General features: G+C 45.9%; 23 protein-coding genes and 1 riboswitch. Of the genes, 17 read left to right on the forward strand and 6 right to left on the reverse strand.

Going from position 1 to position 24,427, the window contains the following annotated elements:
• Positions 1–14: 14 nt before the first annotated feature.
• Both ACLVWU_RS09095 and ACLVWU_RS09100 read left to right on the forward strand, forming a co-directional pair.
• Positions 15–1,673 (forward strand): ChaN family lipoprotein, encoded by a 1,659-nt coding sequence (locus tag ACLVWU_RS09095; RefSeq protein WP_413578671.1) that lies wholly within the window; start codon positions 15–17, stop codon positions 1,671–1,673.
• A complete protein-coding gene (locus ACLVWU_RS09100) occupies positions 1,670–2,113 on the forward strand; it encodes a GYF domain-containing protein (protein WP_413578672.1) in 444 nt (147 codons plus the stop codon). The genes ACLVWU_RS09095 and ACLVWU_RS09100 overlap by 4 nt, the downstream gene beginning before the upstream one ends.
• Here ACLVWU_RS09100 and ACLVWU_RS09105 read toward each other — a convergent pair.
• On the reverse strand, positions 2,094–2,366 hold the full coding sequence (locus ACLVWU_RS09105) for an HU family DNA-binding protein (RefSeq protein WP_413578673.1): 273 nt from the start codon (positions 2,364–2,366) through the stop codon (positions 2,094–2,096). The two genes, ACLVWU_RS09100 and ACLVWU_RS09105, sit on opposite strands and share 20 nt — an antisense overlap.
• A gap of 88 nt (positions 2,367–2,454) precedes the next feature.
• Here ACLVWU_RS09105 and ACLVWU_RS09110 point away from each other — a divergent pair, with 88 nt between their 5' ends.
• The 5 genes from ACLVWU_RS09110 to pyk all read left to right on the forward strand — a co-directional run bounded on the left by ACLVWU_RS09110 (position 2,455) and on the right by pyk (position 7,904).
• Positions 2,455–3,180 carry a hypothetical protein gene (locus ACLVWU_RS09110; protein ID WP_413578674.1) on the forward strand — a complete coding sequence of 242 codons (726 nt, stop codon included), beginning with the start codon at positions 2,455–2,457 and terminating at the stop codon, positions 3,178–3,180.
• 42 nt (positions 3,181–3,222) lie between these two features.
• On the forward strand, positions 3,223–3,903 hold the full coding sequence (locus ACLVWU_RS09115) for a tetratricopeptide repeat protein (RefSeq protein WP_413578675.1): 681 nt from the start codon (positions 3,223–3,225) through the stop codon (positions 3,901–3,903).
• A complete protein-coding gene (locus ACLVWU_RS09120) occupies positions 3,903–4,640 on the forward strand; it encodes a hypothetical protein (protein WP_413578676.1) in 738 nt (245 codons plus the stop codon). Before ACLVWU_RS09115 ends, ACLVWU_RS09120 begins: the two co-directional genes overlap by 1 nt.
• A gap of 97 nt (positions 4,641–4,737) precedes the next feature.
• A complete protein-coding gene (locus tag ACLVWU_RS09125; RefSeq protein ID WP_413578677.1) occupies positions 4,738–6,411 on the forward strand; it encodes a hypothetical protein in 1,674 nt (557 codons plus the stop codon).
• Positions 6,412–6,416: 5 nt separating this feature from the next.
• Complete coding sequence (gene pyk / locus ACLVWU_RS09130; protein WP_413578678.1) at positions 6,417–7,904, forward strand: pyruvate kinase; 1,488 nt, start codon at positions 6,417–6,419, stop codon at positions 7,902–7,904.
• Positions 7,905–7,968: 64 nt separating this feature from the next.
• On the opposite strand, the gene ACLVWU_RS09135 is transcribed toward pyk, so the two are convergent.
• From ACLVWU_RS09135 to ACLVWU_RS09150, 4 genes are all read right to left on the reverse strand, one after another.
• Positions 7,969–8,949 (reverse strand): Crp/Fnr family transcriptional regulator, encoded by a 981-nt coding sequence (locus ACLVWU_RS09135; protein WP_413578679.1) that lies wholly within the window; start codon positions 8,947–8,949, stop codon positions 7,969–7,971.
• A 95-nt stretch (positions 8,950–9,044) separates the two neighbouring features.
• A complete protein-coding gene (locus tag ACLVWU_RS09140) occupies positions 9,045–9,701 on the reverse strand; it encodes a 3-oxoacid CoA-transferase subunit B (protein ID WP_413578680.1) in 657 nt (218 codons plus the stop codon).
• 3 nt (positions 9,702–9,704) lie between these two features.
• Positions 9,705–10,403, reverse strand: coding sequence for a CoA transferase subunit A (locus ACLVWU_RS09145; protein WP_413578681.1), 699 nt, complete (start codon positions 10,401–10,403; stop codon positions 9,705–9,707).
• 2 nt (positions 10,404–10,405) lie between these two features.
• Positions 10,406–11,581, reverse strand: a complete 1,176-nt coding sequence (locus ACLVWU_RS09150; RefSeq protein WP_413578682.1) for a thiolase family protein — start codon at positions 11,579–11,581, stop codon at positions 10,406–10,408.
• An 83-nt stretch (positions 11,582–11,664) separates the two neighbouring features.
• Between ACLVWU_RS09150 and ACLVWU_RS09155 the strand changes: the two genes are divergently transcribed.
• The 3 genes from ACLVWU_RS09155 to ACLVWU_RS09165 all read left to right on the forward strand — a co-directional run bounded on the left by ACLVWU_RS09155 (position 11,665) and on the right by ACLVWU_RS09165 (position 14,540).
• Positions 11,665–12,648 (forward strand): DUF4097 family beta strand repeat-containing protein, encoded by a 984-nt coding sequence (locus ACLVWU_RS09155; RefSeq protein WP_413578683.1) that lies wholly within the window; start codon positions 11,665–11,667, stop codon positions 12,646–12,648.
• Positions 12,649–12,716: 68 nt separating this feature from the next.
• Positions 12,717–13,631 carry a hypothetical protein gene (locus tag ACLVWU_RS09160; protein WP_413578684.1) on the forward strand — a complete coding sequence of 305 codons (915 nt, stop codon included), beginning with the start codon at positions 12,717–12,719 and terminating at the stop codon, positions 13,629–13,631.
• Positions 13,632–13,968: 337 nt separating this feature from the next.
• A riboswitch (purine riboswitch) is annotated at positions 13,969–14,069 on the forward strand.
• The gene (locus ACLVWU_RS09165) at positions 14,061–14,540 is read left to right on the forward strand and encodes a hypothetical protein (RefSeq protein ID WP_413578685.1); all 480 of its coding nucleotides are present in this window, start codon (positions 14,061–14,063) and stop codon (positions 14,538–14,540) included. (Overlaps the previous riboswitch by 9 nt.)
• Positions 14,541–14,664: 124 nt before the next feature.
• Here the strand turns inward: ACLVWU_RS09165 and ACLVWU_RS09170 are convergent, their stop codons facing one another.
• Positions 14,665–15,315 (reverse strand): hypothetical protein, encoded by a 651-nt coding sequence (locus ACLVWU_RS09170; protein WP_413578686.1) that lies wholly within the window; start codon positions 15,313–15,315, stop codon positions 14,665–14,667.
• A 72-nt stretch (positions 15,316–15,387) separates the two neighbouring features.
• On the opposite strand from ACLVWU_RS09170, the gene miaB reads away from it, so the two are divergent.
• From miaB to guaA, 7 genes are all read left to right on the forward strand, one after another.
• Positions 15,388–16,743 (forward strand): tRNA (N6-isopentenyl adenosine(37)-C2)-methylthiotransferase MiaB, encoded by a 1,356-nt coding sequence (gene miaB, locus ACLVWU_RS09175; protein WP_413578783.1) that lies wholly within the window; start codon positions 15,388–15,390, stop codon positions 16,741–16,743.
• The gene (locus ACLVWU_RS09180; RefSeq protein ID WP_413578687.1) at positions 16,743–17,297 is read left to right on the forward strand and encodes a bifunctional nuclease family protein; all 555 of its coding nucleotides are present in this window, start codon (positions 16,743–16,745) and stop codon (positions 17,295–17,297) included. The genes miaB and ACLVWU_RS09180 overlap by 1 nt, the downstream gene beginning before the upstream one ends.
• Before the next feature lie 64 nt (positions 17,298–17,361).
• A complete protein-coding gene (locus tag ACLVWU_RS09185; RefSeq protein ID WP_413578688.1) occupies positions 17,362–19,569 on the forward strand; it encodes a cation:proton antiporter in 2,208 nt (735 codons plus the stop codon).
• A gap of 70 nt (positions 19,570–19,639) precedes the next feature.
• Positions 19,640–20,803, forward strand: coding sequence for a formylglycine-generating enzyme family protein (locus ACLVWU_RS09190; RefSeq protein ID WP_413578689.1), 1,164 nt, complete (start codon positions 19,640–19,642; stop codon positions 20,801–20,803).
• Between the two features lie 24 nt (positions 20,804–20,827).
• Positions 20,828–21,340: a gamma carbonic anhydrase family protein gene (locus tag ACLVWU_RS09195; RefSeq protein ID WP_413578690.1), complete on the forward strand. Its 513-nt coding sequence runs from the start codon at positions 20,828–20,830 to the stop codon at positions 21,338–21,340.
• A 93-nt stretch (positions 21,341–21,433) separates the two neighbouring features.
• A complete protein-coding gene (guaB, locus tag ACLVWU_RS09200; protein ID WP_413578691.1) occupies positions 21,434–22,897 on the forward strand; it encodes an IMP dehydrogenase in 1,464 nt (487 codons plus the stop codon).
• A gap of 5 nt (positions 22,898–22,902) precedes the next feature.
• On the forward strand, positions 22,903–24,426 hold the full coding sequence (guaA, locus tag ACLVWU_RS09205) for a glutamine-hydrolyzing GMP synthase (protein ID WP_413578692.1): 1,524 nt from the start codon (positions 22,903–22,905) through the stop codon (positions 24,424–24,426).
• Position 24,427: the final 1 nt, after the last annotated feature.

Raw genomic sequence — 24,427 nt, forward strand, 5'->3', positions numbered from 1 at the left:
CAAGGAAGACAGCTTTGAACGACATACAAAAGTGGATTCGCATTCGCAAAGACCTCTATCTACAGATGGAGAAACAAGTTCGTCATCGTCTCGGGGAGGACACCCCTGAGTTGATGCGTTATCATAAAACCTACCAAAGTGAATTCGCCCGTAAGTGGCAGTCCGCTCAGCATACCGAACTTTGGGAGCAGATTGCGGGTTCTCAAGTGGTTCTTATGGGTGATTTTCATGCACTTCACCAGTCTCAAAAGGCTCAGTTGCGTGTTTTGCGTAATATACCAAAGGATCGCCCCACTGTTTTGGCTGTGGAGTTTTTTGATGCTGCCGATCAATTAAAAATTGATAAATTCATGCAGGGGAAAATTTCGGAAAAGGAATTTCTGAAGGCAATTAAATGGGAGGTCCGTTGGGGATTTCCGTGGGAGCATTATCGTCCCATTTTGCGCTACGCTCAGAAACATAAGATTCCAGTGTTTGGCTTGAATAAGGCATTCGCCAAACGCAATGCCACTACTTTGAAGTCGCGGGATGTCTTTGCCGGTAAGAAAATCGCTGAATTGACCAGATCATACCCTGAGAGTCTGATTTTTGTTATTTACGGTGATCTGCATTTGGCGGGAGCTCATATACCAGCGGAAATTCAAAAAAACCTGGGTAAGCCTTTTGCCAAAAAGGTAATGAGTCTGTTTCAAAACTCAGACAAGCTGTATTTTCAATTGTTAAATAAAGGTGCTGAGGGCAGCACGGATCTGATCCGCATCAATCGCAATACCTTTTGCCTGATGAGTGTGCCCCCATGGGTGAAGTGGCAGAACTATTTGATGTATCTGGAACAAGCCTATGACGAGGGTCTGCATTTTTCGGGCGATGATGACGAAGATTGGGATGAAGACGAGGATTCGGACTTTGAACCATTGGATTTTACAGATCACGTCGGTAGATACGTAAAAATCATGTCCGAAGAGCTGGGATTGAAAGTGTCTTTGTCGGGCCTTTCTGTGTACACCGCTCATGATGATTCTTTTTGGTCGCAGGTGCGGGAACATTACGACTCTAAAAAGCAAATGTGGATTCAGCGATTGATCGAGGATGAAAACTCTTTTTATCTTCCTGAGATCAGCGCGGCTTATCTTGCGCGGGGAACCGTCAATCATGCCGCGACATTAGCGATGCACTATATTCATGCCCAGGTGAGCGAGGCAAAGTCATTCTTTTCTGAAATGCCTCAGGATTTTTTGCGTTTGATTTGGATGGAAGCTGTCGCTTATTTCGGTTCCAAAATGATCAACCCCAAAAGAAAGACAGATACGATTGTCGATATCAAGGCAAGCCTCGCGCACAAAGAGTCCTCTGATATTGGAAAAGAAGCTTTGCAGTTGGCGCTTGCGCAGAAGATGCATGAGTTGATGGTGGTCACCGGTGTTCCGGGGCATCGCCTGCAGGCCCGTCCTCGCCGTAAACTAAGCTATATGGTTGCGGCAACATTGCTTGGAGGGATGATGGGGGAGCGGTTGTTTAATGGATATCAGAAGAAGTTGTTGAAGGTTTCGACTTTAGCGACGTTCATGCAAAAATCTATGGAGAATAAAAATTTCGAGGCGGCGTACTATGGAATTCTTGAAGTTGTAGAGTCTTTGCCTGCCCCATTCCACAGTAAAAAGGAAAAGCTATGAAAAAATCCTGGTTTCGCAGTGTGAATTTGAAACCTCAGGGGCCGTTCAGCCTGGAAGAGATGCGGACGTTTATTCATCGAGGTGAAGTGGGATTTCAGGATCTGATTTTGGACGAGAGCAAAGGTGAAGTTTGGAAGCCAGCTGCCGAGTGGGGTGTATTTGAACTGACACTTTTTCCGGCGGGACAATTGTATATTCCTGGAATGCCTATCAATGAAGAGTTGCCGGAGTGGGTTGTGTTAGTTGGGCAAAAAGGTGGAACGCCCTTGCAGGAGGGACCGTATTCGGTTTCTGATATCAAGGCGGGGTTAAATTCCGGTCGGGTTTCGCCCTACCAGTTGATCTGGAAGAGCGGTTTGAGTGGCTGGTGTCAGGTTAAAGATCGACCTGAGTTTTACGCCAGCATTACATCGGATCAACTTAGTTTAGAGCGTCTTTAAGGTCTTTGCCGGGTTTGAATCGCGGAACGTGAGCGCTTGGAATTTTTACGGCTTGGCCAGTTTTCGGATTGCGGCCTTGTCGAGGTTTTCTGGTTGCTTTTGAAAATGTTCCGAAGCCAACAAGTTTGACTTCGTCACCTTTTTTTAAGGCCTCCTGAATAACACGAAGAGTAGCGTCAAGAATATTTTCTGATTGAGCTTTCGTGGATTTTGTACGTTCAGCCACGATGTCGATGAGTTGAGCTTTATTCATTGCCATCTTCCCTTTCAGCGCAGGGGACAGACAGTAAATTTGAGTTCGAAATTGGTCAAGATAATTTACAGAAAACAGGAGATTGAAAATGGGAAATTTGCTTCGGTGTTTGATCATTTTATTGTTTCCGTTGACTTTATCCGCGCAACAAAAAGTCGTGGCGGAGCTGTTTGGTTTGAAGTCAGAGAGAAAGCAAAAACTCTATGATTTGAGTCTGGAAATCACCCCGCAGGGCGCTGAAACCCTTATGCTGGGCGAATTTCGTGACACACTAGGAAAAGTGGTCGTTACAGAAAAAGGTGCGGCGGCAGGTGACAAATTCGTCAGTTATGAAATTGTAAGATCTCAAACCGGGGAGTCAGGGCGCATCACTTTGGAAGGTGATAAAATTAAATTTGAATACGAAGGGGCTGATGGAAAAAAGAAAAGCTCCGAGGAAAAATTGAAAGGAATTTTGTTGTGCACTTCCAACTTCGCCCCATTTGTTTTGTCACACTGGGATCAGTTCCAGCAGGGAAATTCGGTCAGCGTTCGCTACGCGGTGTGGGATCGATTGGAAACAGTGGGTTTTACAATTAAAAAAGTCGGGGAAGCAGAAGTTGCTGGTGAAAAACTGATGGAGCTGCAGATGAAGCCTACGAGTTTCATTATTGCTGCCTTGGTGGATCCGGTGCATTTCTGGTATTCGGATAAAGATAAAACTTTGCGGGTCCTGAAGGGGCGCGTGCCGGTGAAGCAAATGAAAAACGGCAAGTGGTCTGATCTGGATGCTGAAGTGGTGTATACTAAAGTCCAGAGCGCAGTCTCAAAATAATACAGTCTCAATTTTTAGCAGTTTCCCGCCGATAAGTGGGGCATGAAGAATCAGAACTCAATCTTTGTGGTTTTCTGTTTGTGCCTCACAATCGGTATCGTTGCCGTTTATGGAGTGTTGGTTGGACACTTCAATGGTCATCAGAAATATGAAATGCAGATTTCCGCTCTCAATCAAAAGATCGAGAAGGAACAATTTGATAATTCCCTGTTAAGTTATCAGCTTAAAGACTTCCAGCAAACAGTTGCTCAGGTGTTGCCGGATAATAAAACTATTCAGGCAAGTTATGAACTTAGCAATCTGGCATCGGCAGTGCGTACTCCAGCCAGTGATTCCGGTGTGGATTTGTCTCCCGTTATGTATGAGCGCGCCAAGAAGTACTTTACTCAGAAAAATTATGACAAAGCCATTTCTGAATTCAACGGATTGCTGGAAAAGTATCCGTTAAGTTCTCATGGGGTTGAAGCGCATTTCTTTATTGCGGAAAGTTACTTCCTGAAGAAAGACTTCCGTAACTCCCTGGCGCAAATTGATGACATGGTTACACAGTATCCGGACAACGAGTTGACCGGGTTTATTTTGCTGCGTATGGGGCAAATCAGTGAATACAACAACCAGGTCGATGAAGCCTCTGAAGTGTACAATACCGTTCTGAAAAATTTCAAAAATGAAGATCTGCGCAAGCAAGCCCGCAAGCTTGCCAACAGTGTGGAATTTAAATAATGAAAAAGTTTTTTCAAGTGCTTATATTCTTGCTGGCGTTTCAAGTTGAGGTTCGTGTCAGAGCTTCAGCTGATACGTTGCAGGAACCGGTGGCTTGTTTGAAGACTTCTGAAAGTTGTGCTCTTCACGTTGTTGGTCCGGCTTTTCACCTTAAGCAGGACAATCTGAAATTGCATTCCGGAGAGGGGTCCACATTAATGCGCTTGTCGCAGACGAAGTGGCGCCTGGTTAAAGGCATTTTATGGGTTGAGCATGCACCCGACGTGCAAGTTGAAACCCCCTTTATGACTGCAAAATCCAGCCACGGTCAGTACTGGATCATAGAGCGTGAAGGGCGGCTGATTGTCAGAAATATTGATGCCGAGCTGAGTGTTGAGCTTCGCGATGGGAAGAAGCTGGAAGTACCGGCGGGATTTGAGTTCTGGATTGCAGGGATTAATTCCAAGGGTAAAAATGAATATGGAATGATTCAGACGGTCGATTTGAAAGATCATCTGGCTCTTTGGAACCGTCTTTTTGACGGCACCAAAGAGCAGTTTAAAATGCAGGTTGCAGACCTTCGCGGCAACTGGTCCGATCTAAGTGAGCGTGGAGCCGGACTTTATGAAAAGATCGCCTTGCGCCAGCTGGCTTCGATCGAAGACGGCCGTCGTCGCGAAGAAGCCCAGAAGCGGGAAGCTCAGGCTGAACGCCAAAAAATCCGGGAACTGATGTTTCAACGGGCTTTCGACAGGTAGTTTACTAAAACCTAGGTCCTGATTTTATTTATCCCAGTCAGAGTCCTGAAGTTTCTTGGTCCTCCGCGTGCTATTCTGCAGACTGGGGAGGATAAGGATGTCTTCTATTTCATCAGATCGCGCGCGCCAGGACGAAAAACTCAGACAAACTCGTGAAGAGTATGAAGGTCGGGAAACCGAAAATTCCAAGCGCCGTAACGCGGAAATCAAGCGTCTTGAGCAACGTTATCATGACGAAGTTAAATCCATTACCGATAGCTACGAAAACAAAATTGACTCTTTGAAAGAGCGCAATCGTGAACTGTTGACGGACAAGGATTTAGATAACAATCGCAAAATTGATGAAGTTCGTAATACCTATCGTGAGGCTTTGCGCAACAAAACAGAAGAGTCTTACAATGACCGTGCAATGCTGCGTGAGTCATATCAAGGACAGTTGGATAAGCAAAAACAGGTCACCGAAGCACAAAAGAATAATCTGGTAGGGCAGTTGAATACGGAGATTAAGAACCGTGATGAACAATTGCAGCGATCGACAGATGAAAATCGTCAAAAGGCGCGAGAAAATGTTTCCAATAATGCCCGTCGCCTGAATGATGCCCATGAAAAGGAAAGAAGCGCCATGGCTTCTTCTCATCAACAGGAAGTTGCATCTAAAAATCGTGCTATCAACGAGATGAGAAAGTCCTACGATTCACGCATTAAACAAAGTGAAACGATGCGCGAAAACGAAAAAGAAACATATCAGCAAAAAATTTCGGATATCATCACGAATGGCAAAGAAACCTATTCAGACAATCTGCAGATGAAGCAGGCAGTGATGGAGTCGGAGCTGGATCGAGTGCGTGACAAGTATCAAAATACTTTGGAGCGCAAAATGGAGACCTTGGATTCCCAAAATGAGGAATTCCGTGACTCTGTGAATGGTCGCATTAATTCACAGGTTCGTTCCAAAGATTCACAGATTCAACGTTTGAACAGTAAACTCAATAATGAAATGGCCAAGAATGAAAAACTGCGTGGGATTGAAAGAAAAAATCTGACGCAGGCTTATGAAAAACAATTGGATATTGTCGAGCATCGCCGTGAAGATGCTGTTGAGAGAATGCGCGATCTGGCTGATGAGCGCGTAGACAAGATGAATCAAAAGAACGCACAGCTTCTGCGTAATGTGGATCGGGAATATCAATCTCAGGCGAATGTAACCAATGCCCGAAACTCTACAGATCGGGAAACGATGAAGCAGCAGCACTCGGATCAAATGATTCAGGTCAACTCAACTGCCGAGTCGAGAGTTAAGAAAATTACAGATTTGTCGGCAAAAAATGCCAAGCGTTTGGGTGAGTATTACGGAAGCTCTTTAGAACAGATGGAAGACAACTATACGCAGCGCATGGATGGTCAGCGTCAACGCTTCTCAGAAGATCAAATAGCCTCCAATAAAGCGATGACAGAGCGTTTCCGTGGGATGGAGCAGACTTTCAATACGAGACTTGAAAACACAGTGAAATCCTACGAGGACAAAATTGCTCAGCTTAAAGACAATCAAGACAAAGAAATAAAACGTCTTGAGCGCATGTTCGGCCAACGCATGGAGAACCAAGGGAAAGCTTCGAAGAACGAAAAAGAATCTGTGACTATGCAATATGAAGCGAAGCTTGCGCAACTCAGTGAGTCGCATCAGGATCAACTTGAGAGAATGAATAGACGCCACCAGGAGGATATGCAAAACTTGTCTGTAAAGATGAGTTCATACTCTAGGAAGGCGTAGTTTCCATGTTAGCAGACCGAAGAGCGAAGATTGTGGCGACCATTGGGCCGTCAACTCGTGATGAAGTAAATCTAGAAAAAGCAATTAAGGCGGGCATGAATGTGGCTCGCCTTAACTTTTCCCACGGAACCCATGAAGATCACCTGAAAGTGATTCATTCACTTCGAAAACTTTCCAAAGATCTGAATGCCCCGGTGACGATCCTTCAGGATTTACAGGGCCCAAAGATTCGTGTTGGAAAAATCGAAAACGGCAAAATTGAAATCAAACAAGGCGAGAAGTTTACTTTCACCACGGCACCCATCTTGGGACGTCAGGGGTTGATTCCTTCTGACTTTAAAGAACTTCCAATGGCCTGTACTCCAGGCACGCGCATTCTTTTGGATGACGGTTTGATGCAGGTTGAAGTTTTACAAGTGCGCGGTGAAGAAGTCGACGTCGTGGTGATCGACGGCGGCATCTTGAAGGATCGTAAAGGAATGAATCTGCCAGGCGTGAATTTGCCGGTGGATCCAATGACTCCCAAAGATCTGGAAGATCTTGAATTCGGTATCGTCAATAAAGTTGATTATATCGCTTTAAGTTTCGTGCGCCATGCACGCGATATCCGCAAGCTTCGTGAAATTATCGAGTCCCGCGGTTCCCAGGCAAAAATTGTGGCTAAGATCGAGATGATCGAAGCATTGGAAAACCTTGAAGAGATCTGCCGTCTTTCGGACGCGGTGATGGTGGCACGTGGCGACTTGGCTGTTGAAGTCGGTCAAAGTCGTTTGCCAGGCTTCCAGAAGCGCATCATCAATGTGTGTAATCAGTTGGGCCGTCCGGTTATTACGGCGACTCAGATGCTTGAGAGTATGATTGAAAATCCTCGCCCGACACGTGCTGAAATTACAGACGTGGCAAATGCGGTGTTGGATGGTTCTGATGCTTTGATGTTGTCCGCTGAATCTGCAAGTGGTAAGCATCCGTTTAAAGCAATTCACACTATGCATGAGATCATTCTTGAGGTTGAGCGCAACGAAGAGAAATACTACAAGATTTCTTTGGAAAGCGAATTCCTGAGTACGCCGGCCGCGATCGCAGCGAGTGCTTCTTTGAGTGCATTGAAGCTGAATGCGACAGCGATCATCTGTTTGACCAGCACTGGGAAAACAGCAAGCATCATTTCAAGTTTCCGTCCTAAAGCACGCATCATTTCTGTGACCCAGCATCGTGAAGTTTTGAACTCCATGGAGCTTAACTGGGGTATTCAGACTCATGCGATCAAACCATATAAAAATATGGAAGATATTTTGTCCGAGGTGGATAAGCTTTTGGTGACTCATGGTCTGTCCAAAACCGGTGACAAAGTGATCGTTACTTTGGGGCAACCGATCGCAAGTGGAACAAAGACAAACTCGCTCTATGTTCACACGGTCGGAGCAGAGTCCTTAACAAGACTGCCTGACGATCAACTGCCTTTACGCTGCCAAACCGATCCAAGCATTGATTAAAAATAAAAAGGCTTTAGTGATGAACTAAAGCCTTTTTTCATTTTGATTGTAGATTAAGTATAACTTAGCGGAGTTTGCGTTTTAGGTTGTTTACCAGAGTCCAATTTTGAGCTTGAGGCTCGACGAAGCTGAGTTCAACCGGTGCAAAAACGGTTGATCCGTCCATGATCTTGTCGCCCAGATATTTCTTTTCGACCAGACTGTTTGCGTCGTCGGGTTTAATCAAGGCGCCGATTTCCTTCACTGATTCGTTTTGAACCAAGCTTAGATCAACTTTATTTAGACCTTTGTTGTCAGTTGGGACCTTCTTGGCAAAAAGAATCAAGGCGCTTAGAACTTTGCATTCTTGCTCTGTCAGTGGCTCTTTGCGGTCCTTTTCCTGTTTGAACAACCAGTCATTGTACCAATCAACGAAGGAAAACAGCTCGGCAGGTTTTAGATTCGTTATCTTTTGAGTTCCATCGCCGCGATCTTCCTGAGTCAGGTAGCCTAATTCTGTCAGCGCATTCACCATTGCCGTCATTTTGTTTGTGGCTTCCTGGAAAATCTGAATTGTGTAATTACGAAGAAGTGCAGAGGAGATGCTGACACCATTGGCTTCCGGTTTTCCGTATTTGTTAAAGACGAAATTCAGAATCGACATGAATTTATTAATTACATGCGGTGGAAAGCGCTCTTCATCAGCGTTGGCCGTTTCAAGCTGTTTGATTTTTTTATTAGATTCGCGAATGGTTTCATTCAGATTTTTTAAAATCGCACGCACCCATACTGGCAGCTGATCCAGTTGCTTATTTAATGAATCATAGGGGAGAGCGATGACTTCTGTTTCTTTGATCGCTTTAACGTTGGCACTGCGAGGTTTGTTGTCGAACAAGCCCATTTCGCCCACCATCGCACCGGGATTGATTTCGGCAAGCATGACCTCGGATTGACCTTTGGTTTTCGTAACAGCCAGCAAGCCGGATTTAATGATGTACATTGCATCCGCTGCATCACCCTCACGAAACAAGTAATTGTCCTTAGCAAGCTTTTTAGCCTCAGCCACGTGCAGATCCTTCCCGAGAAATTGTTGTATTTAGTATCCCTGAAACAAAAGTCAGGGGCAATTTCTTGAGAAGGGGCTGGACGTAGGTAGGAGTTTTAGAAGGTCATGGCTTTGCAGTCAGGAGCAATGGTCATTTTGCCTTCAGTGGCTGCAAGAACTTTTTCAGGCGACAAATCTGGAGCGTATTCTTTTAAAACGAATCCTTGATCTGTGACTTCGATCACGCCGAAATCGCTGACGATTTTCTTGATACACTTGATGCCTGTCAAAGGCAGGGTGCACTTCGTGCGAAGTTTGGGGTTGCCTTCTTTGTCAGTGTGTTGCATGGCTACGATCACGTTACGAGCACCTGCGACAAGATCCATCGCGCCGCCCATACCCTTAACCATTTTGCCCGGGACCATCCAGTTGGCGATGGAGCCTTGTTCATCAACTTCCATGGCACCAAGAACAGTCAGGTCCACGTGACCACCACGGATCATCGCAAAGGAGTCAGCACTTGAAAAGAAGCTCGCACCAGGAACTGCTGTTACAGTTTGCTTACCAGCATTTACAAGATCCGCGTCGACTTTGTCTTCAGTTGGGTATGCACCCATTCCCAAAAGACCGTTTTCGCTCTGTAACATAACTGACATGCCTTTAGGAATGTAGTTGGCTACCAAAGTTGGAATGCCGATACCCAGGTTAACGCAAAAACCATCTTGAACTTCCTGGGAAATTCTTTGTGCGATTTGTTCTCTAGATAATGGCATGAATTACCCCTTGCTCACTGTGCGCTGTTCGATGCGTTTTTGATAATTCGTTCCTTTGAAAATTCTTTGAACGAATACGCCCGGAGTGTGGATTTGATCTGGATCCAATTCACCGACTTCAACCAATTCTTCCACTTCAGCCACTGTGATTTTACCCGCAGTCGCAGCCATAGGATTGAAGTTGCGCGCTGTTTTACGGAAAACCAAATTTCCGAACTTATCGCCCTTCCAGGCTTTTACCAAAGCAAAGTCACCAACAATACCACGCTCAAGAACGTAATCGCGACCGTCGAAGTTTTTGATTTCTTTGCCTTCCGCGATCAGGGTTCCCACTCCTGTTGGAGTGTAGAAGCCTGCGATACCCGCGCCGCCCGCACGAATGCGTTCAGCCAGTGTGCCTTGAGGGCAGAATTCAAGTTCAAGTTCGCCACTCATGAATTGTTTTTCAAACAAAGCGTTTTCACCCACATAAGATGAAACCATTTTTTTGATCTGACGTTTTTGCAAAAGCAAACCCAAACCAAAATCATCCACACCTGCGTTGTTAGAAACGCAGGTTAGATTTTTCACACCGCGCTCAACAAGTGCCGCGATGGAGTTTTCCGGAATTCCGCAAAGACCGAAGCCGCCAACGACCAAGGTCATTCCGTCTTTCACACCTTCAAGAGCCGACATGGCATCTTTATAAACTTTTTTGCTCATAACTACGCTTTTTCAATGATCAAGGCCACTGCTTCGCCGCCACCGATACACAACGTCGCCAAACCATAGCGTTTGTTATGAGTGTGAAGAGCGTGCACCAAAGTCGTCAGGATACGAGCGCCAGACGCACCGATCGGGTGACCGATAGCAACCGCACCACCGTGCACGTTCACTTTTTCAGCCGGAATCTCAAGCTCTTTCATTGCTACCTGAGTAACAACTGCGAAAGCTTCGTTGATTTCCCATAGATCGATATCGCCCACTTTCAAGCCGGCTTTATCAAGAGCTTTTTTAATCGCGCCCACTGGGGCAGTTGTGAAATACTTTGGTTCGTGAGCGAAAGTTCCGTGCGCTACGATTTTAGCCAAAGGTTTTGCACCACGTTTATTAGCTTCAGATTCAGACATCAAAACGTGAGCAGCGCCCCCGTCATTGATTTTTGAAGCATTCGCTGCAGTGATTGTTCCTGCTTTATCGAAAGCGGGTTTCAAACCTGGGATTTTATCAAAGTTTGTGTTGAATGGTTCTTCGTCTTTATCGATAACCACGTCACCTTTGCGACCAGCAACAGTTACTGGAACGATTTCGTTTTTGAAAACGCCATCAGCCCAGGCTTTTTGTGCTTTTTTATAAGAATCAACCGCGAAAGCATCTTGTTGCTCGCGAGTGAAGTTATGCTCTTTCACGCAGATTTCCGCTGCATTTCCCATATGGAAATTGTTGTACGGATCCCAAAGACCATCTTTGATCATGGAGTCAGTCATTTGCGTTGGACCCATACGGTATCCAGAACGGGAGTTTTCAAGCAAGTGCGGAGCCAGAGTCATGTTCTCCTGACCGCCAGCGATTGCAATTTTGGTGTTACCCAATTTGATGTTGTCGGCTGCAAGCATTACGGCCTTCAAACCAGAACCGCAGACTTTATTGATCGTCATGCACGGCGTGTTGTTGCCAAGTCCAGCATAAAGAGCAGCTTGACGAGCTGGAGCTTGTCCCACACCCGCAGTCAATACTTCGCCCATGATCACTTCGTCGATTTCATTTGGGGAAACACCGGCGCGATTCAAAGCTTCTTTAATCGCAGCGGCGCCTAGTTTTGGAGCAGGTACTGCACCGAAACCACCTTGAAAGGATGCGACAGGAGTTCTGACGCTGCTGACAATCACTACATTTTCCATAATTCACCTCTTCATGTTGAAAATCGTAAAAAAATTATCTTAAATAGAGTCTGAGTCAATATTTCAGAATTTGGAGACAACGCATGTCAGCGATCACGGTCATCTTGATGAGTCTTTTTGTTCAGCCTCTTTTTGCAGCCACTTTTGAGGCGCCGGTTCAAGAAGGGACTCGTATGGTCATAAAAGGTCTGGACGCCCAAGTTCAGTTGGTTGCGGTTCCAGGCGCTAATTCTGTGAAAATCTCGGGTGTGGAAGAGTCAGGTTTTGAAGGCGCTTTCGTGGTCACTAAGAAAGAGAATATCATTGAAGTTTCCATGAATGAATTCGGCAGTAAGAAAACCTGGATGAATATCTTGCCGAAAGCGAGCTCCCAGGCGAAAAAAATCGAGATTTCGGGTGCTGCAATTCCAGTTGAAGTTCAACTCAAAGGTGGCAGTGTTGTTGCCCAAAGATGGAGCAAGGACCTGAAAGTGAGTATGACTTCAGGACGAGTATCCATCGCAAACGGTACCGGGTCCCTGCAGCTTTATGTGCAAAAAGGCGAGATCAGTGTTGCTGACCATGTGGGACGAGTGAACGCTGATGGTTATTCAGGTGTGATGAATCTAAAAAACATCCAGGGGGATATTGATGCTTCAATGTTTTCCGGGCAACTGAACGTCGAAAAAGTTCGCGGCTTTGTGTCACTTACGACGCAGCAGGCGACCGGCAAAGTGAATCAGGGCTCTGGCACCATTCAGTTTGAAAACGGCAAAGGCAGCTTGAACCTGCAGGCCTTTCAGGGGCGTCTTGAGGGACAGAACCAAGAGGGGAACGTAACCATCACGATGACCCTGGATTCCGAGGTCGATGTAAAATCTAAAGCCGGACGAGTGAATATTATTTCTCCCGCGGCTTCGGGAGCTAGCGTCAATCTGTACACTGTTGATGGAGAAATCTTTGTTCCCAATGAATTAAAAGTGAGCAAATTGAGTTCAGAAAAAAGTGTACGGGGTCGTCTACGTGGCACAGCACAAAGAGGCAGCATTTCCGTACGCGGCCAAGAGGCGACAATTCAAGTAAAATGAGTTGACAGCCCAAGCTCTATGATTCAGGTATTTGAAGGTACATACATCACCGTCAACTAGGTAGAACAATGGCAAAAATCGTTAAAAAGAAGCCCGCAGCAAAGACTCCAGCCAAACCCGCTAAAAAAGCGCCGGTAAAAGCTGCGTCTAAACCAGCCCCTAAAAAGGCAGCGCCTAAGACAGTTGTTAAAAAGAAGGCTGAAAAAGCTCCTGTAAAGGCAGCTCCAAAAAAGCCGGAAGTTAAGAAAAAAGTCGAAACCAAGGTTGAGGCGAAGACGAAAGCTCCTGCGAAATCCGCTAAGGAAGTCAAAGAGACGAAAGCCGAAGTTTCCAAAAAGGAAAAGGTCGAAAAAAAGGCCGCTCCAGCCCCTGCACCTGAAAAAGCCGCAGCGCCAAAAAAAGATGCGAAAGCTCCGAAAAAAGGCAAAGGCAAAAAGGAAAAAGACGAATCCGAAATGGATGACGACTTTATCGCTGACGATGATGCGATGATGGGCGATGAAATCGGTGAGTACGAAGAAGAACTTAAGGCTGTCGAAGAATCCGAAGAGGAAATCGAAGTTATTGAGGACTGGACGGCCGAAGAGAAGGATAAGTCCGACGAAGAAATCGTTCTGACTGATGCTGAAGGCCGTCGCTACTGCCGCGCCCGTGATTGCGATCAAGTGGCTGTGGTGGACGTGTACTGCCGTTATCACTATTTGTTATTCTGGAAGAAAATCCAAGTTCGTAAGAAGATCCTTACCGATGGTAAGCTGGAGCGTTACGTTGAGGAATTGACCGCACGTTATCCAGATAAATTCCTTGAAATGATCCGTCGCGATTTGCGCACAGAAAAAGACTTCCTGGCAGCGATTCAAGAACTTGAAATCGATGAATCAGCAGGTGAGGGAGAATTTGAAGAGGATACCAACGCGTTTATCGAAGAGGTACGCGGAATGGGCGACTCGGGCGGAACAGTCTCCGACGACGACGAGTACTAGCTAAGGCGCGCACTGGTAAATCCGTTTTTCCTGCGTTGCTGCGTCGTCGCCGTACTGATAGTACGGCTTCCTCCTGGCGCCTTGGTAAAACGAATTTTCCAGCACGCTTAGTGCACGGTTTAGATTGTGAATAGAAAGCCTCACCTTGATGGTGGGGCTTTTTTTTTGGTGTTTTTACGTGGTGCGTAAATATGCGATTGTTGGACGCTTTTTGGGAAATGTTTAAGGGAATTGGGGATTTACAAATGTTAACTTTGTGTCCTGAGGGTTTTCTGGGCGCGTCATGAAATTTTGTGGTACAAATTTGAATTGCAATCTGGAAATGGGATTGGTAGCAGTAGCCGCAAGTTGAACCCTGAATATATGTCGGAGATATGGTCCGACGTTTCTACCTGCCACCAGTATTAATGGCAGACTATTTGGAGATATATGAAGAACCTATTTGTTCTTTGCGCAGTACTAGTCGTTTCCCTTTCATCCTTCGCACAAGATGCATATCCAACAGGACCAGATTCAAATCTGACTCCGGGTGCATTGTGCAATCGTCCGACGGAGCACCGTTACCCAGAGCAAATCAACTATTGCGAACGCAACGTTGATACTCAAACTAAAAAAGGTCGTTTCGCAGCATACGATCAACAGTTGGGTTTCCACACTCGCTCTATGAACCGTCAGGATTTCAAGATCGATCATTACATCCCACTTTGCATGGGTGGCTCTAACGACATCAAAAACCTTTGGCCACAATACAAAGAAGTTTATGAAATCACAGATCCTTTGGAAGGTCTTCTTTGCGAGAAAATGGCTCAAGGCAAGCTTTTGCAAAAAGACGCCATCCAAATCATCATGCGTGCTAAAAACAACCTAAGCGAAGTTCCAGCAATTTTCGCTCGCGTTCAAGATCTTTAGTCTGAATTAATATCTCTCATCGAGGGGTTAGGCTCGCTTCCACCATGTGGGGTGAGCCTTTTTCATTTCTGGGAGCTGTAAGACTGTCTTCTGTTCTTCACTGCTCAGATAAAAAAAGAAGCTCCTAATGGAGCTTCTTTTTATTTCCGCTGAACATTTTCGGACCCTTGTCATCATCGTCGCTATCGTCGTCCGATTCTGATTCCTCGTCGTGATCCTCGAATTCTTCATCATCGCGGGGAGGGCTTAGTTCTTCACTTTGTTCGGCGCGCGCCAAGGCATCCTCGGACTCTGCTTCTTCATAAACGATGCTGTCGTCCTCGACACCCAGAAGTTTGTTGGCTTCTGCTTCAAGGTTGGAATTTTCTGTTGTGTATTGAACGTAAAGCTTTTTGCCCTGGAATGGGATTTCTTTCCAGACGTATGGGAAATCCACTTCGCCGTCGTTTTCGAAGTATTCCAGCATCATGGCCGCTGCTGCATCCACGCAGTTGTGAATGCGAGTGATAGCGTCTTGTTGCGCCTGAGAGTAATTCATGGAAACTTCGAAGTTAGCTTGAGCCAGGCGGCCGTCTTCATGGTATCCGACGCGCAGCACAATCTCTTCGGTGTAGATACGACCTTCGATAATCAGCTCGGCATTATCTAGGTATTGAGCGAAATTTTCGTTGAATACCGTCTGAATTTGATCTGAGTACTCTTTTGGAAAATTAGTCCATTTTTTGGAACTTTTCAGTCTTGGATTCATAGTAAGAGGCTCCTCGAACTTTGACATTTCTAAAGTGCTCCTCTATAACTCACTTTCTTTGATGACACAAGAGGTAAGACAGTGGATGAAGTGAGCCAAATTCCTGAAATCACCAAGCAAATTGAAGGCATTAATCAAGATGTTGGTCAGGGCCGTGGTGTCTATATTTCCACGTACGGATGTCAGATGAACGTGAACGACACGGAACGCATGTACTCCTTGTTGGAGATGCAAAACTTTGCGCCCGTGGATAAACCTGAAGACGCGTCTTTGATCATCATCAACTCTTGCAGTGTTCGTGAAAAACCGGTTCATAAAGTTTATTCCGAAGTCGGAACTTTCAGAAAAATGAAAGAGAAGAATCCGGATTTGCGTATTGGCGTTGGTGGCTGCGTTGGTCAACAGGAAAAAGAAAATCTGATTAAGAACCAACCGATGATTGATTTCGTATTCGGTACGGATCAAATCGACAGCTTGCCATACCTGGTGGCTGATAGTTTCATGGACCGCGAAAAGCGCATCAGCGCCAAATTCCAGCATCGTGCTCCATATCACATCGAAACGATGGTTCGTAATCCCGGTGTCGCGACGTTTGTGAATATCACCAAAGGTTGCGATAATTTCTGCACATTCTGCGTGGTTCCTTATACCCGTGGTCGTGAAAAGTCCCGTCCTTTGCAGCACATTCTGACCGATATCCGTCACTTGGTAAAACGTGGGATGAAGGAAGTTACTTTGCTGGGGCAAAACGTAAATTCTTATTCCGACAGTGATGTGGATTTCGCGGACCTAATGGCGAAAGTTGCTACTGAAACGGATGTGGAAAGAATTCGTTTCACGACGTCTCATCCAAAAGACTTCAATCAGAAGCTGGCGGATACGATGGCAAAACACCAGGACAAGATCATGGAGTACATCCATCTGCCATTCCAAAGCGGTAGCACGCGCGTCCTGGAGCGCATGAATCGTATTTACACTCGTGAAGAATACCTGGAAAAAATCGCAATGTTGCGCAAGTCGATTCCAAATGTGGTTTTCTCGACAGATATCATTGTGGGCTTCCCTGGTGAAACTGAAGAGGACTTCCAGGACACCATGAAGATGGTGCAAGAGGGTGGTTTTGAAACAATCTTTGCTTTCAAATACTCGCCTCGTCCATTTACCAAGGCTGCGAAATTTGAAGATCAAATTGCAGAGGAAGTAAAAACGGAACGTTTGAATCGTCTATTTGATATGCATGATAAAATGTCCTTCGAGTTGGTTAAACGCTACGAAGGTCAGATTTTGAAAGTTCTGGTTGAAAACACCGACCGCGAGGAAGGTAAAGTTCACGGCCGCTCTACAGGTAACAAGCTTGTTCACTTGAAGGGTTCCCCAGATCTGATTGGTAAAACGGTGGATGTGCGTATCACGCGTGCTTTCCCTGCGACTTTCCACGGAGAATTGGTTCAGTAATGAAAGAAGATATTTTGGATTTTCAAAATCTAAAAGCCCAGATCATTTTTGCGGAGGAATCCAGCGACGAGGAAACTTTTCATCAGGACGATCTGGTGCAATTATTTCCGTATGGTCTTTCTGTGACTGGGGATATTTCCCGTCCTTTTCTTTTGTTAAAAGATGAGTCCCATACTCACACTTTGCCGGTGGCAGTTTCGCCGATCGAGGCGGGTGTCGCGCTTTCTCAATCGAATAAAAGTATCGCGGAATCAACTCCGCATAAATTTACTGAGCTTCTGATGCAGTCCCTTGGGATTGAAGTAAAACAGGCCGTCTTTGTGGAAATCAAAGGTGCCAATCAGTATGTTCGTCTTTATTTGACTGGTCATCCAAAGACCAATTCAATTAAAGTCCGTGCAGATGAGGCGATGTCTCTTTGCCTGCATCTGGATACGCCGATTTTTGCCACAAGAAATTACATTGGTCGCTCTAAAGTGATGAATGCGGCGGTGGAGAGCAACTCCCACGTACTCCAAAACATGTCTGGCGAAAAGCCGCGCTATTTGAATTAAAAAAAATCCGTAAATTGCTGTACTGCAAATTGTGAATTGTCCCTGTTGTTGAAAGAATAGGGACATGATTCATTTACCTCCATTGATTTACGATCTCGGTATTATTCTGGTTGTGGGCGCCCTGGTAACCCTTCTATTTAAAAAACTTCGACAACCCGTAGTTCTTGGATATCTCGTTGCAGGATTCCTGGTCAGTCAGCATTTTCCGTACTTGCCAACCATTCAGGACAAAGCCAGCGTTCATACCTGGGCAGAAATCGGCGTTATTTTTCTATTATTCGGTCTGGGTCTTGAATTCAGTTTTAAAAAGTTAGTCAAGGTCGGCGGATCTGCCGGTTTTACTGCTGTCTTTGAAGTCATCTTCATGGTGGGCTTGGGATACTTGGTTGGTCGTTTGATCGGCTGGAACTCCATTGACAGCTTGTTCATGGGGGGAGTCCTTTCGATTTCTTCCACCACGATTATCGTTCGGGCGTTCCAGGAATTGAATATGAAAGGGCAGCGTTTTGTAGAGCTGGTCTTTGGAATTTTGATCGTTGAAGATATCGTGGCCGTCCTGCTTTTGGTTTTGCTGCCATCACTGGCGATGAGCGAAGGTCTGAGCATGGGCTCCCTGGCAACAGTCACTTTCAGAATGGTGTTCTTCATTTTGTTGTGGTTTGTGGTGGGCATTTTTCTTCTGCCGGTGTTCCTGCGAAAAATACGCAGTCTTCTGGAAGAGGAAATCACTTTGATCGTTTCCATCGCTTTGTGCTTCATGATGGTGGCGGTTTCAGCTATGGCCGGTTTTTCACCGGCGTTGGGTGCTTTTGTCATGGGTTCCCTTTTGGCGGAAACACCGGAAGGTCACCGTGTTGAGAAACTGATCAATCCGGTTAAAAATCTTTTTGCCGCAGTGTTCTTTGTGTCTGTGGGAACAATGATCGATCCCAAAATCATCATCGAAAAACCCGGGCTGATTTTGCTACTGACCCTGGTGACTATTTTCGGAAAATTTATCAGCACTTATCTGGGGGCCTTGCTTTCTGGACAAAGCCGTAAGACTTCGATGCAGTCGGGGATGAGTCTGGCGCAAATCGGGGAGTTCTCGTTTATCATTGCTTCCCTGGGTATGACTTTAAAAGTTACCAGCGATTTCATTTACCCATTGGCGGTGGCGGTTTCGGCTGTGACAACTTTTACCACACCCTATCTGATTAAATCTTCATCGTGGTTTTCCGAACGTGTGGACAAGGTTTTACCTGAAAGCTTTAAAGCAGCTCTGGACAGCTATAAATCGTCCTTTGAGCGACAAGGCAGTCGTTCCGTCTCTTCGATTATTGTCGAAGCCTACGGGATGAAGATAGTTGTTAATGCCGTCGTGATCTTGGCGTTGACGTTTGGCTTTAAATTGTATGCTACCGAGTTTTTGCGAATGCTCTTCCCGGATTTTAGACACATTCAGCGGGTCTCGTTAGGAGTCTGTATGGTGATGTCAGTGCCATTCTTCTGGGGTTTGGTGAAGGGGCGTCCTGCAAAAAAATTCATTCATGATTTGGATATCATGGCAAGACTTCGTCGCCTGATCCCGGGGGTGACTATTGCACGTGTGTTGTTGGCAGTCTTTTTATTGTCAGTGATGGTGGCACAGTTTGTTTCACTTAGAGTGGCTTCAGGAGCTTTGGTGGGTGCAATACTTATTATGAGTGTTCTGGCTTACCGTTATGGAGAAGTGGTTTATAAGTTCTTCGAAGGAGAGTTTTTATCAAACCTCACAGAACGTGAACGCGAAGAGATTTCCAAGCGCGATGAAATCACTCAATTGGCATTGCCGTGGGACGCATCCATCAGTTTGATTGAAGTGGCTTCTGATTCAAGTTGGGCGGGTAAGTCCCTGCGTGATTTGAAATTTAAAGAAAATTACAGTGTGACAATTGCATCGGTGATTCGTGGAGCTCGTCGTTTCTTTGCTCCGTCCGGTGACTTTATACTGTGGCCATATGATAAGATTGTCTGTTTCGGCAGTGATTCTGAACTTCAGGATTTGAATCACAAAGTCGAGCAGGAACGCGCAAGTAAAATTATCGAAGTCGAAACGCCTAAGTATCGCATGGGTTCTTTTGTTGTGCAGAAAGATGATATTTACGACGGCAAGACCATTCGCGAGACGGGAATCCGAGAATCTCAGAAAATTCTTGTTGTTTGCGTGGAAAGAGGCGCAAATAGAATCCTGGGCCCCTCTGCAGGTACGGTTTTGCAGGCCAGTGATCTAGTCTGGTTCGTGTCGGAATAAATATTTACGGATATTTTTAATAGCGGGAAAATAGAAGAACTTTTCAATTATTTCTGGAAAGGCTTCGCCCATGAAAACCAGATTTTCCCGCAAGTACTATTTCTTTTCAGTTCTGATTTTGTTAACGGGTCTTTTTGTTGGGGGATCCACTCTTTACGACTACCGACATCTGCAGTTGCAGGAAACGCAAACACGCGGGGAAGTTTTCTCTTCAGAGGATGAAATCTCGGCTGATACTGCCATGAGTCCGCTTAATCCGAATTTCAGTCAAAGCATGGTCTGGATACCCGGTGGGGAGTTCTGGATGGGAAGCGAGAATCAGACGGTGCTGGATGCGCAACCCGTGCATCGGGTTCATGTTGATGGTTTTTGGATGGATCAATACTTGGTTACAAATCGTGATTTTGGCGAATTCGTAAATGATACCGGATATATTACAATTGCAGAACGCCGATTGGATCCAAAGGATCATCCCGATTTACCCGCGGAGCTCCTTGAGCCGGGTGCAATTATTTTCAGTCCTCGAATTGAAAGAACTGATTTGGGAATTAGCGGTTCGACCTACTGGCGCTGGCAACCCGGTGCAAACTGGCAACATCCTGAAGGTCCTTTAAGTGATTTGCGGGGACGCGAATTAATGCCAGTGATTCACGTATCATATACAGATGCCGAGGCTTACGCCAAATGGCGTGGCAAACGACTGCCGACGGAGGCTGAGTGGGAATTTGCTGCGCGAGGTGGTTTGGATCGGATGCCATACAGCTGGGGCAAAGAGTTTCGTCCCGCAGGTAAATTTATGGCGAACACCTGGCAGGGGAATTTTCCTTATTTTGATTCGGCTGAAGATGGATTTAAAGGTCTGTCGCCAGTTGGCAGTTATCCGCCCAATGGTTATGGGTTGTTTGATATGACTGGAAACGTGTGGCAGTGGGTTTCTGACTGGTATCGCGCGGACTATTTCAAACTGCTTGCGAAGGGCATGATCGCTAAAAATCCCCCTGGGCCTGAGAGTTCAGAAAATGAGCTGGATCCTTCCTTTAAAAAGCGTGTGCAAAAAGGCGGTTCTTATTTATGCACGGATTCATTCTGTTCAAATTTGGATCCCGCGGCTCGTCGCCGCGGCGATATTTGGAGTGGTTCGCCCCAAGTAGGTTTTCGTCTGGTCACATCTGAACCCGCGAACGTATCCCATTCGAAGTGGAAAAAATATTCGCAAAATGAAAACGGGCTGTGATAGTATTGTGCGTGAGGTTTTCATATGAGCAGTCCTTTTGTTAAGGCCCGTGGCCAGGTTCCGGTTGTCGCTGAGAAAGTTTTTATCGCGGATAATGCACGCATTATCAGTGATGTCGAAATCGGTGCGGGGTCTTCGATTTGGTATAATGTCACGATCCGTGGTGATGTGATGCCGATCCGAATCGGCAAAGAAGTCAACGTTCAGGATGGAACTGTCATTCATGGCACCTATGGAAAATACGGCACGACTTTGCACGATCGCGTGACAATCGGCCACTTGGTCATGCTTCATGGTTGTGAAGTAGGTCGTGCGACTCTGGTGGGTATGGGTTCCATTTTGATGGACGGGGTTAAAGTGGGCGAGCACTGTTTGATTGGTGCCGGGTCGCTTGTGACGGAAGGAATGGAGATTCCTCCCCGCAGTCTGGTTATGGGGCGTCCTGCTAAAGTAAAACGCACTTTGACGGATGAAGAGGTCGCGTTGCTTGAGAAATCCGCAGACAATTATCTTCTGTATAAAACCTGGTACGAATAAGCCACGACTTTGGTCAAAATCCTGACGGATTCCTGATGGTGTTCTTGTTGAACTCTGAGTTGATTCAACACAGAATATCAGCAGGAGTTTTATATGGAACGTGAGATCCCGTTTGCACTGACATTTGATGATATTTTGTTACTTCCGCAGTTTTCAGAGATCACTCCCACAGAAGTGGTGCCGCGAAGCTTTTTTGCCCGCGACAAGTTTTTAAATACTCCGATTATTTCCGCAGCGATGGACACGGTGACTGAGAATCGTACAGCACGTGTGATGGCACAATTTGGCGGCCTGGGAATTATTCACAAAAACTTTTCCGTGGAAAAACAGGCGCTCGAAGTTGAAAAAGTTAAAAAATACGAAAGCGGTATGATCATGGACCCCCTGACTTTGGGGCCGGATCATATGGTGCAGGAAGCATTGGATCTGATGGAAAAATTTTCTATCAGCGGAGTGCCAATCACAGTTGATGGCCTGCTGGTAGGAATATTAACGAATCGCGATTTGCGTTTCGAAGAAAATTTCAATCAACCCATTCGCAATTTGATGACTCAGGAAAATCTGGTCACTGCGAAGATGGGCACCACTTTGGAAGAAGCCAAAAAGATTCTGCAAAAGCATCGCATTGAAAAGCTTCCTGTGGTGGATGCCAAAGGAAAACTAAAGGGCTTGATCACGATTAAGGATATCGAGAAAGCCAAAAACTATCCGCAGGCGACTAAAGACAATCATGGCCGATTGTTCGTCGGGGCTGCCATTGGTGTGGGAACGGATTCCGCAGATCGTGCTGAGGCATTGGTCGCGGCTGGCGTGGATGTGTTGTGTGTGGATACCGCTCACGGACATTCCAAGAACGTTGTTGATATGGTTAAACATATTTCCAAAAAATTTAAAGATGTGATTGTGGTTGCCGGAAACGTGGTCACAGCAGAGGGCACAAAGGTTCTGATTGAATCCGGAGCTGATGTCGTTAAAGTCGGTGTGGGACCAGGAAGTATCTGTACAACGCGAGTTGTGGCGGGTGTCGGAATGCCGCAGATTTCAGCGATCATGGAGTGCGCACGCATTGCCAAATCCAAAGGTAAAACCATTATTGCTGATGGTGGAATTAAGTTTTCGGGTGATATCACCAAGGCGCTGGCATTGGGTGCTAACACCGTGATGATTGGTAACTTGATGGCTGGTGCTGAAGAATCTCCGGGCGAAACTATTTTGTGGCAGGGCCGCAGCTATAAAGTTTATCGCGGTATGGGCTCTATCGGCGCGATGGCTCGTGGTTCTAAAGATCGCTATGGCCAAATGGACGTTGAAGATAATGAAAAGCTGGTGCCAGAAGGCATTGAAGGTAAGGTTGCCTATAAAGGTCCTGCAAGTGGAATCATTCATCAACTTGTGGGTGGATTGAAATCCGGCATGGGTTATCTGGGTGCCGCTAATATTGATGAACTTCAGGTTCGGGCTAAGTTTGTACAAATCAGTGCTGCGGGTTTACGCGAGTCTCACGTGCACGATGTCAGTATCACCAAAGAAGCTCCGAACTACAGAATTGAAAGTTAATAATTATGCTACGTGGATTTATCATCTTGGATTTTGGTTCGCAGTTTACACAGTTAATTGCGCGCCGTTTGCGCGAAATGGGATATTATTCAGAGATTCATTCTTACAAATATCCCACTGAAGAGATTCTTAAAAAGAAACCTTATGGAATCATTCTAAGTGGCGGACCTAATTCAGTTTATGAAGAAGGTGCCCCGCAAAGAGATATTCAGGAGCTTCGTAACATAAGTCCTTTGTTTTGTGTTTGCTATGGTATGCAGTTGCTGACTCATTCTTTGGGAGGCAAAGTTACTAAAGCTCAGCATCGTGAGTATGGTCTGAATTATGTAACATGGACTGAAGTCATAAAGGGAGTTCCGCAAAAACAAAAAGTTTGGATGAGTCACGGTGACGTTGTCGAGACAGTGCCGGAGGGATTTCAAATTGTTGCGATGTCTGATGGTGACCATCCAGCGGCGATGCGTGGAGCGAATGTTCTGGCTGTGCAGTTTCACCCCGAAGTGGCTCACACCGAACATGGTTTGGATTTATTGAAGCATTTCACTTCTGACATGTGTAAAGCACCAGCGGATTGGGATGCACCTCATATCAAAGATCATTTGATGGATGACATTCGTAACAAGGTAAAGCCTGAAGATCACGTTCTGGTGGGCCTTAGCGGTGGTGTGGATTCGACCGTGGTTGCAACTTTGCTGACAAAGGCTTTGGGCGCGGACCGTGTTCATTGTGTTTTTGTAGATAATGGTTTGCTACGAAAAAATGAGTACGAATCTGTGTTGAAAAATTATGAAGGACTGGGGCTGAATGTTCGCGGCGTTGATGCGACAAATGAGTTCATGACGGCGCTGGCTGGCAAGACGGATCCCGAAGATAAACGCAAAGCGATTGGTCGCGTGTTTATCGAAGTCTTTGATAAAAGCTATGATAAGTCACTTCCGATAAAATGGTTGGCACAAGGTACTCTGTATCCAGATGTCATTGAAAGCGTTTCTTCCATTGGTGGGAGTGTTACGATCAAGTCGCATCACAACGTGGGTGGCTTGCCTGAAAAAATGAATTTGAAGCTTCTAGAGCCTGTGCGTGAGCTCTTTAAAGACGAAGTGCGTGCCATGGGGGCGCAGTTGGGACTTTCTAAAGAGTTGTTATGGCGCCACCCTTTCCCGGGGCCTGGTTTGGCAATTCGCGTTTTAGGGGAAGTTACGCCTGAAAAGTTACGCATCCTGAAAGATGCTGACGATATTTATATTTCTGAACTACGCAAGCATGGTCTTTACGATAAAATCTGGCAGGCATTTTGCGTCTTGCTGCCCGTTAAAACTGTTGGTGTACAGGGTGATTCCCGAACCTATGATCATGTGTTGGCCCTGCGGGCCGTGACCTCGAGTGATGGCATGACAGCTGACTGGTATCCCTTCGAATTTGCTTTCCTGCGGGAGGTTTCAAACCTTATTACGAATAAAGTAAAAGGTGTGAATCGTGTGGTGTACGATGTCACGAGCAAGCCTCCCGGCACGATTGAGTGGGAGTGAT

The sequence above is a fragment of the Bdellovibrio sp. HCB290 genome (assembly GCF_047305925.1).
Lineage (GTDB): Bacteria > Bdellovibrionota > Bdellovibrionia > Bdellovibrionales > Bdellovibrionaceae > Bdellovibrio.

Coding starts and splice junctions, on each gene's coding strand:
- ACLVWU_RS09100 (WP_413578672.1), top strand. CDS start 1,670: ATGAAAAAATCCTGGTTTCGCAGTGTGAATTTGAAACCTCAGGGGCCG.
- ACLVWU_RS09105 (WP_413578673.1), bottom strand. CDS start 2,366: ATGAATAAAGCTCAACTCATCGACATCGTGGCTGAACGTACAAAATCC.
- ACLVWU_RS09110 (WP_413578674.1), top strand. CDS start 2,455: ATGGGAAATTTGCTTCGGTGTTTGATCATTTTATTGTTTCCGTTGACT.
- ACLVWU_RS09115 (WP_413578675.1), top strand. CDS start 3,223: ATGAAGAATCAGAACTCAATCTTTGTGGTTTTCTGTTTGTGCCTCACA.
- ACLVWU_RS09120 (WP_413578676.1), top strand. CDS start 3,903: ATGAAAAAGTTTTTTCAAGTGCTTATATTCTTGCTGGCGTTTCAAGTT.
- ACLVWU_RS09125 (WP_413578677.1), top strand. CDS start 4,738: ATGTCTTCTATTTCATCAGATCGCGCGCGCCAGGACGAAAAACTCAGA.
- pyk (WP_413578678.1), top strand. CDS start 6,417: ATGTTAGCAGACCGAAGAGCGAAGATTGTGGCGACCATTGGGCCGTCA.
- ACLVWU_RS09140 (WP_413578680.1), bottom strand. CDS start 9,701: ATGCCATTATCTAGAGAACAAATCGCACAAAGAATTTCCCAGGAAGTT.
- ACLVWU_RS09145 (WP_413578681.1), bottom strand. CDS start 10,403: ATGAGCAAAAAAGTTTATAAAGATGCCATGTCGGCTCTTGAAGGTGTG.
- ACLVWU_RS09150 (WP_413578682.1), bottom strand. CDS start 11,581: ATGGAAAATGTAGTGATTGTCAGCAGCGTCAGAACTCCTGTCGCATCC.
- ACLVWU_RS09155 (WP_413578683.1), top strand. CDS start 11,665: ATGTCAGCGATCACGGTCATCTTGATGAGTCTTTTTGTTCAGCCTCTT.
- ACLVWU_RS09160 (WP_413578684.1), top strand. CDS start 12,717: ATGGCAAAAATCGTTAAAAAGAAGCCCGCAGCAAAGACTCCAGCCAAA.
- ACLVWU_RS09165 (WP_413578685.1), top strand. CDS start 14,061: ATGAAGAACCTATTTGTTCTTTGCGCAGTACTAGTCGTTTCCCTTTCA.
- ACLVWU_RS09170 (WP_413578686.1), bottom strand. CDS start 15,315: ATGTCAAAGTTCGAGGAGCCTCTTACTATGAATCCAAGACTGAAAAGT.
- ACLVWU_RS09180 (WP_413578687.1), top strand. CDS start 16,743: ATGAAAGAAGATATTTTGGATTTTCAAAATCTAAAAGCCCAGATCATT.
- ACLVWU_RS09185 (WP_413578688.1), top strand. CDS start 17,362: ATGATTCATTTACCTCCATTGATTTACGATCTCGGTATTATTCTGGTT.
- ACLVWU_RS09190 (WP_413578689.1), top strand. CDS start 19,640: ATGAAAACCAGATTTTCCCGCAAGTACTATTTCTTTTCAGTTCTGATT.
- ACLVWU_RS09195 (WP_413578690.1), top strand. CDS start 20,828: ATGAGCAGTCCTTTTGTTAAGGCCCGTGGCCAGGTTCCGGTTGTCGCT.
- guaB (WP_413578691.1), top strand. CDS start 21,434: ATGGAACGTGAGATCCCGTTTGCACTGACATTTGATGATATTTTGTTA.
- guaA (WP_413578692.1), top strand. CDS start 22,903: ATGCTACGTGGATTTATCATCTTGGATTTTGGTTCGCAGTTTACACAG.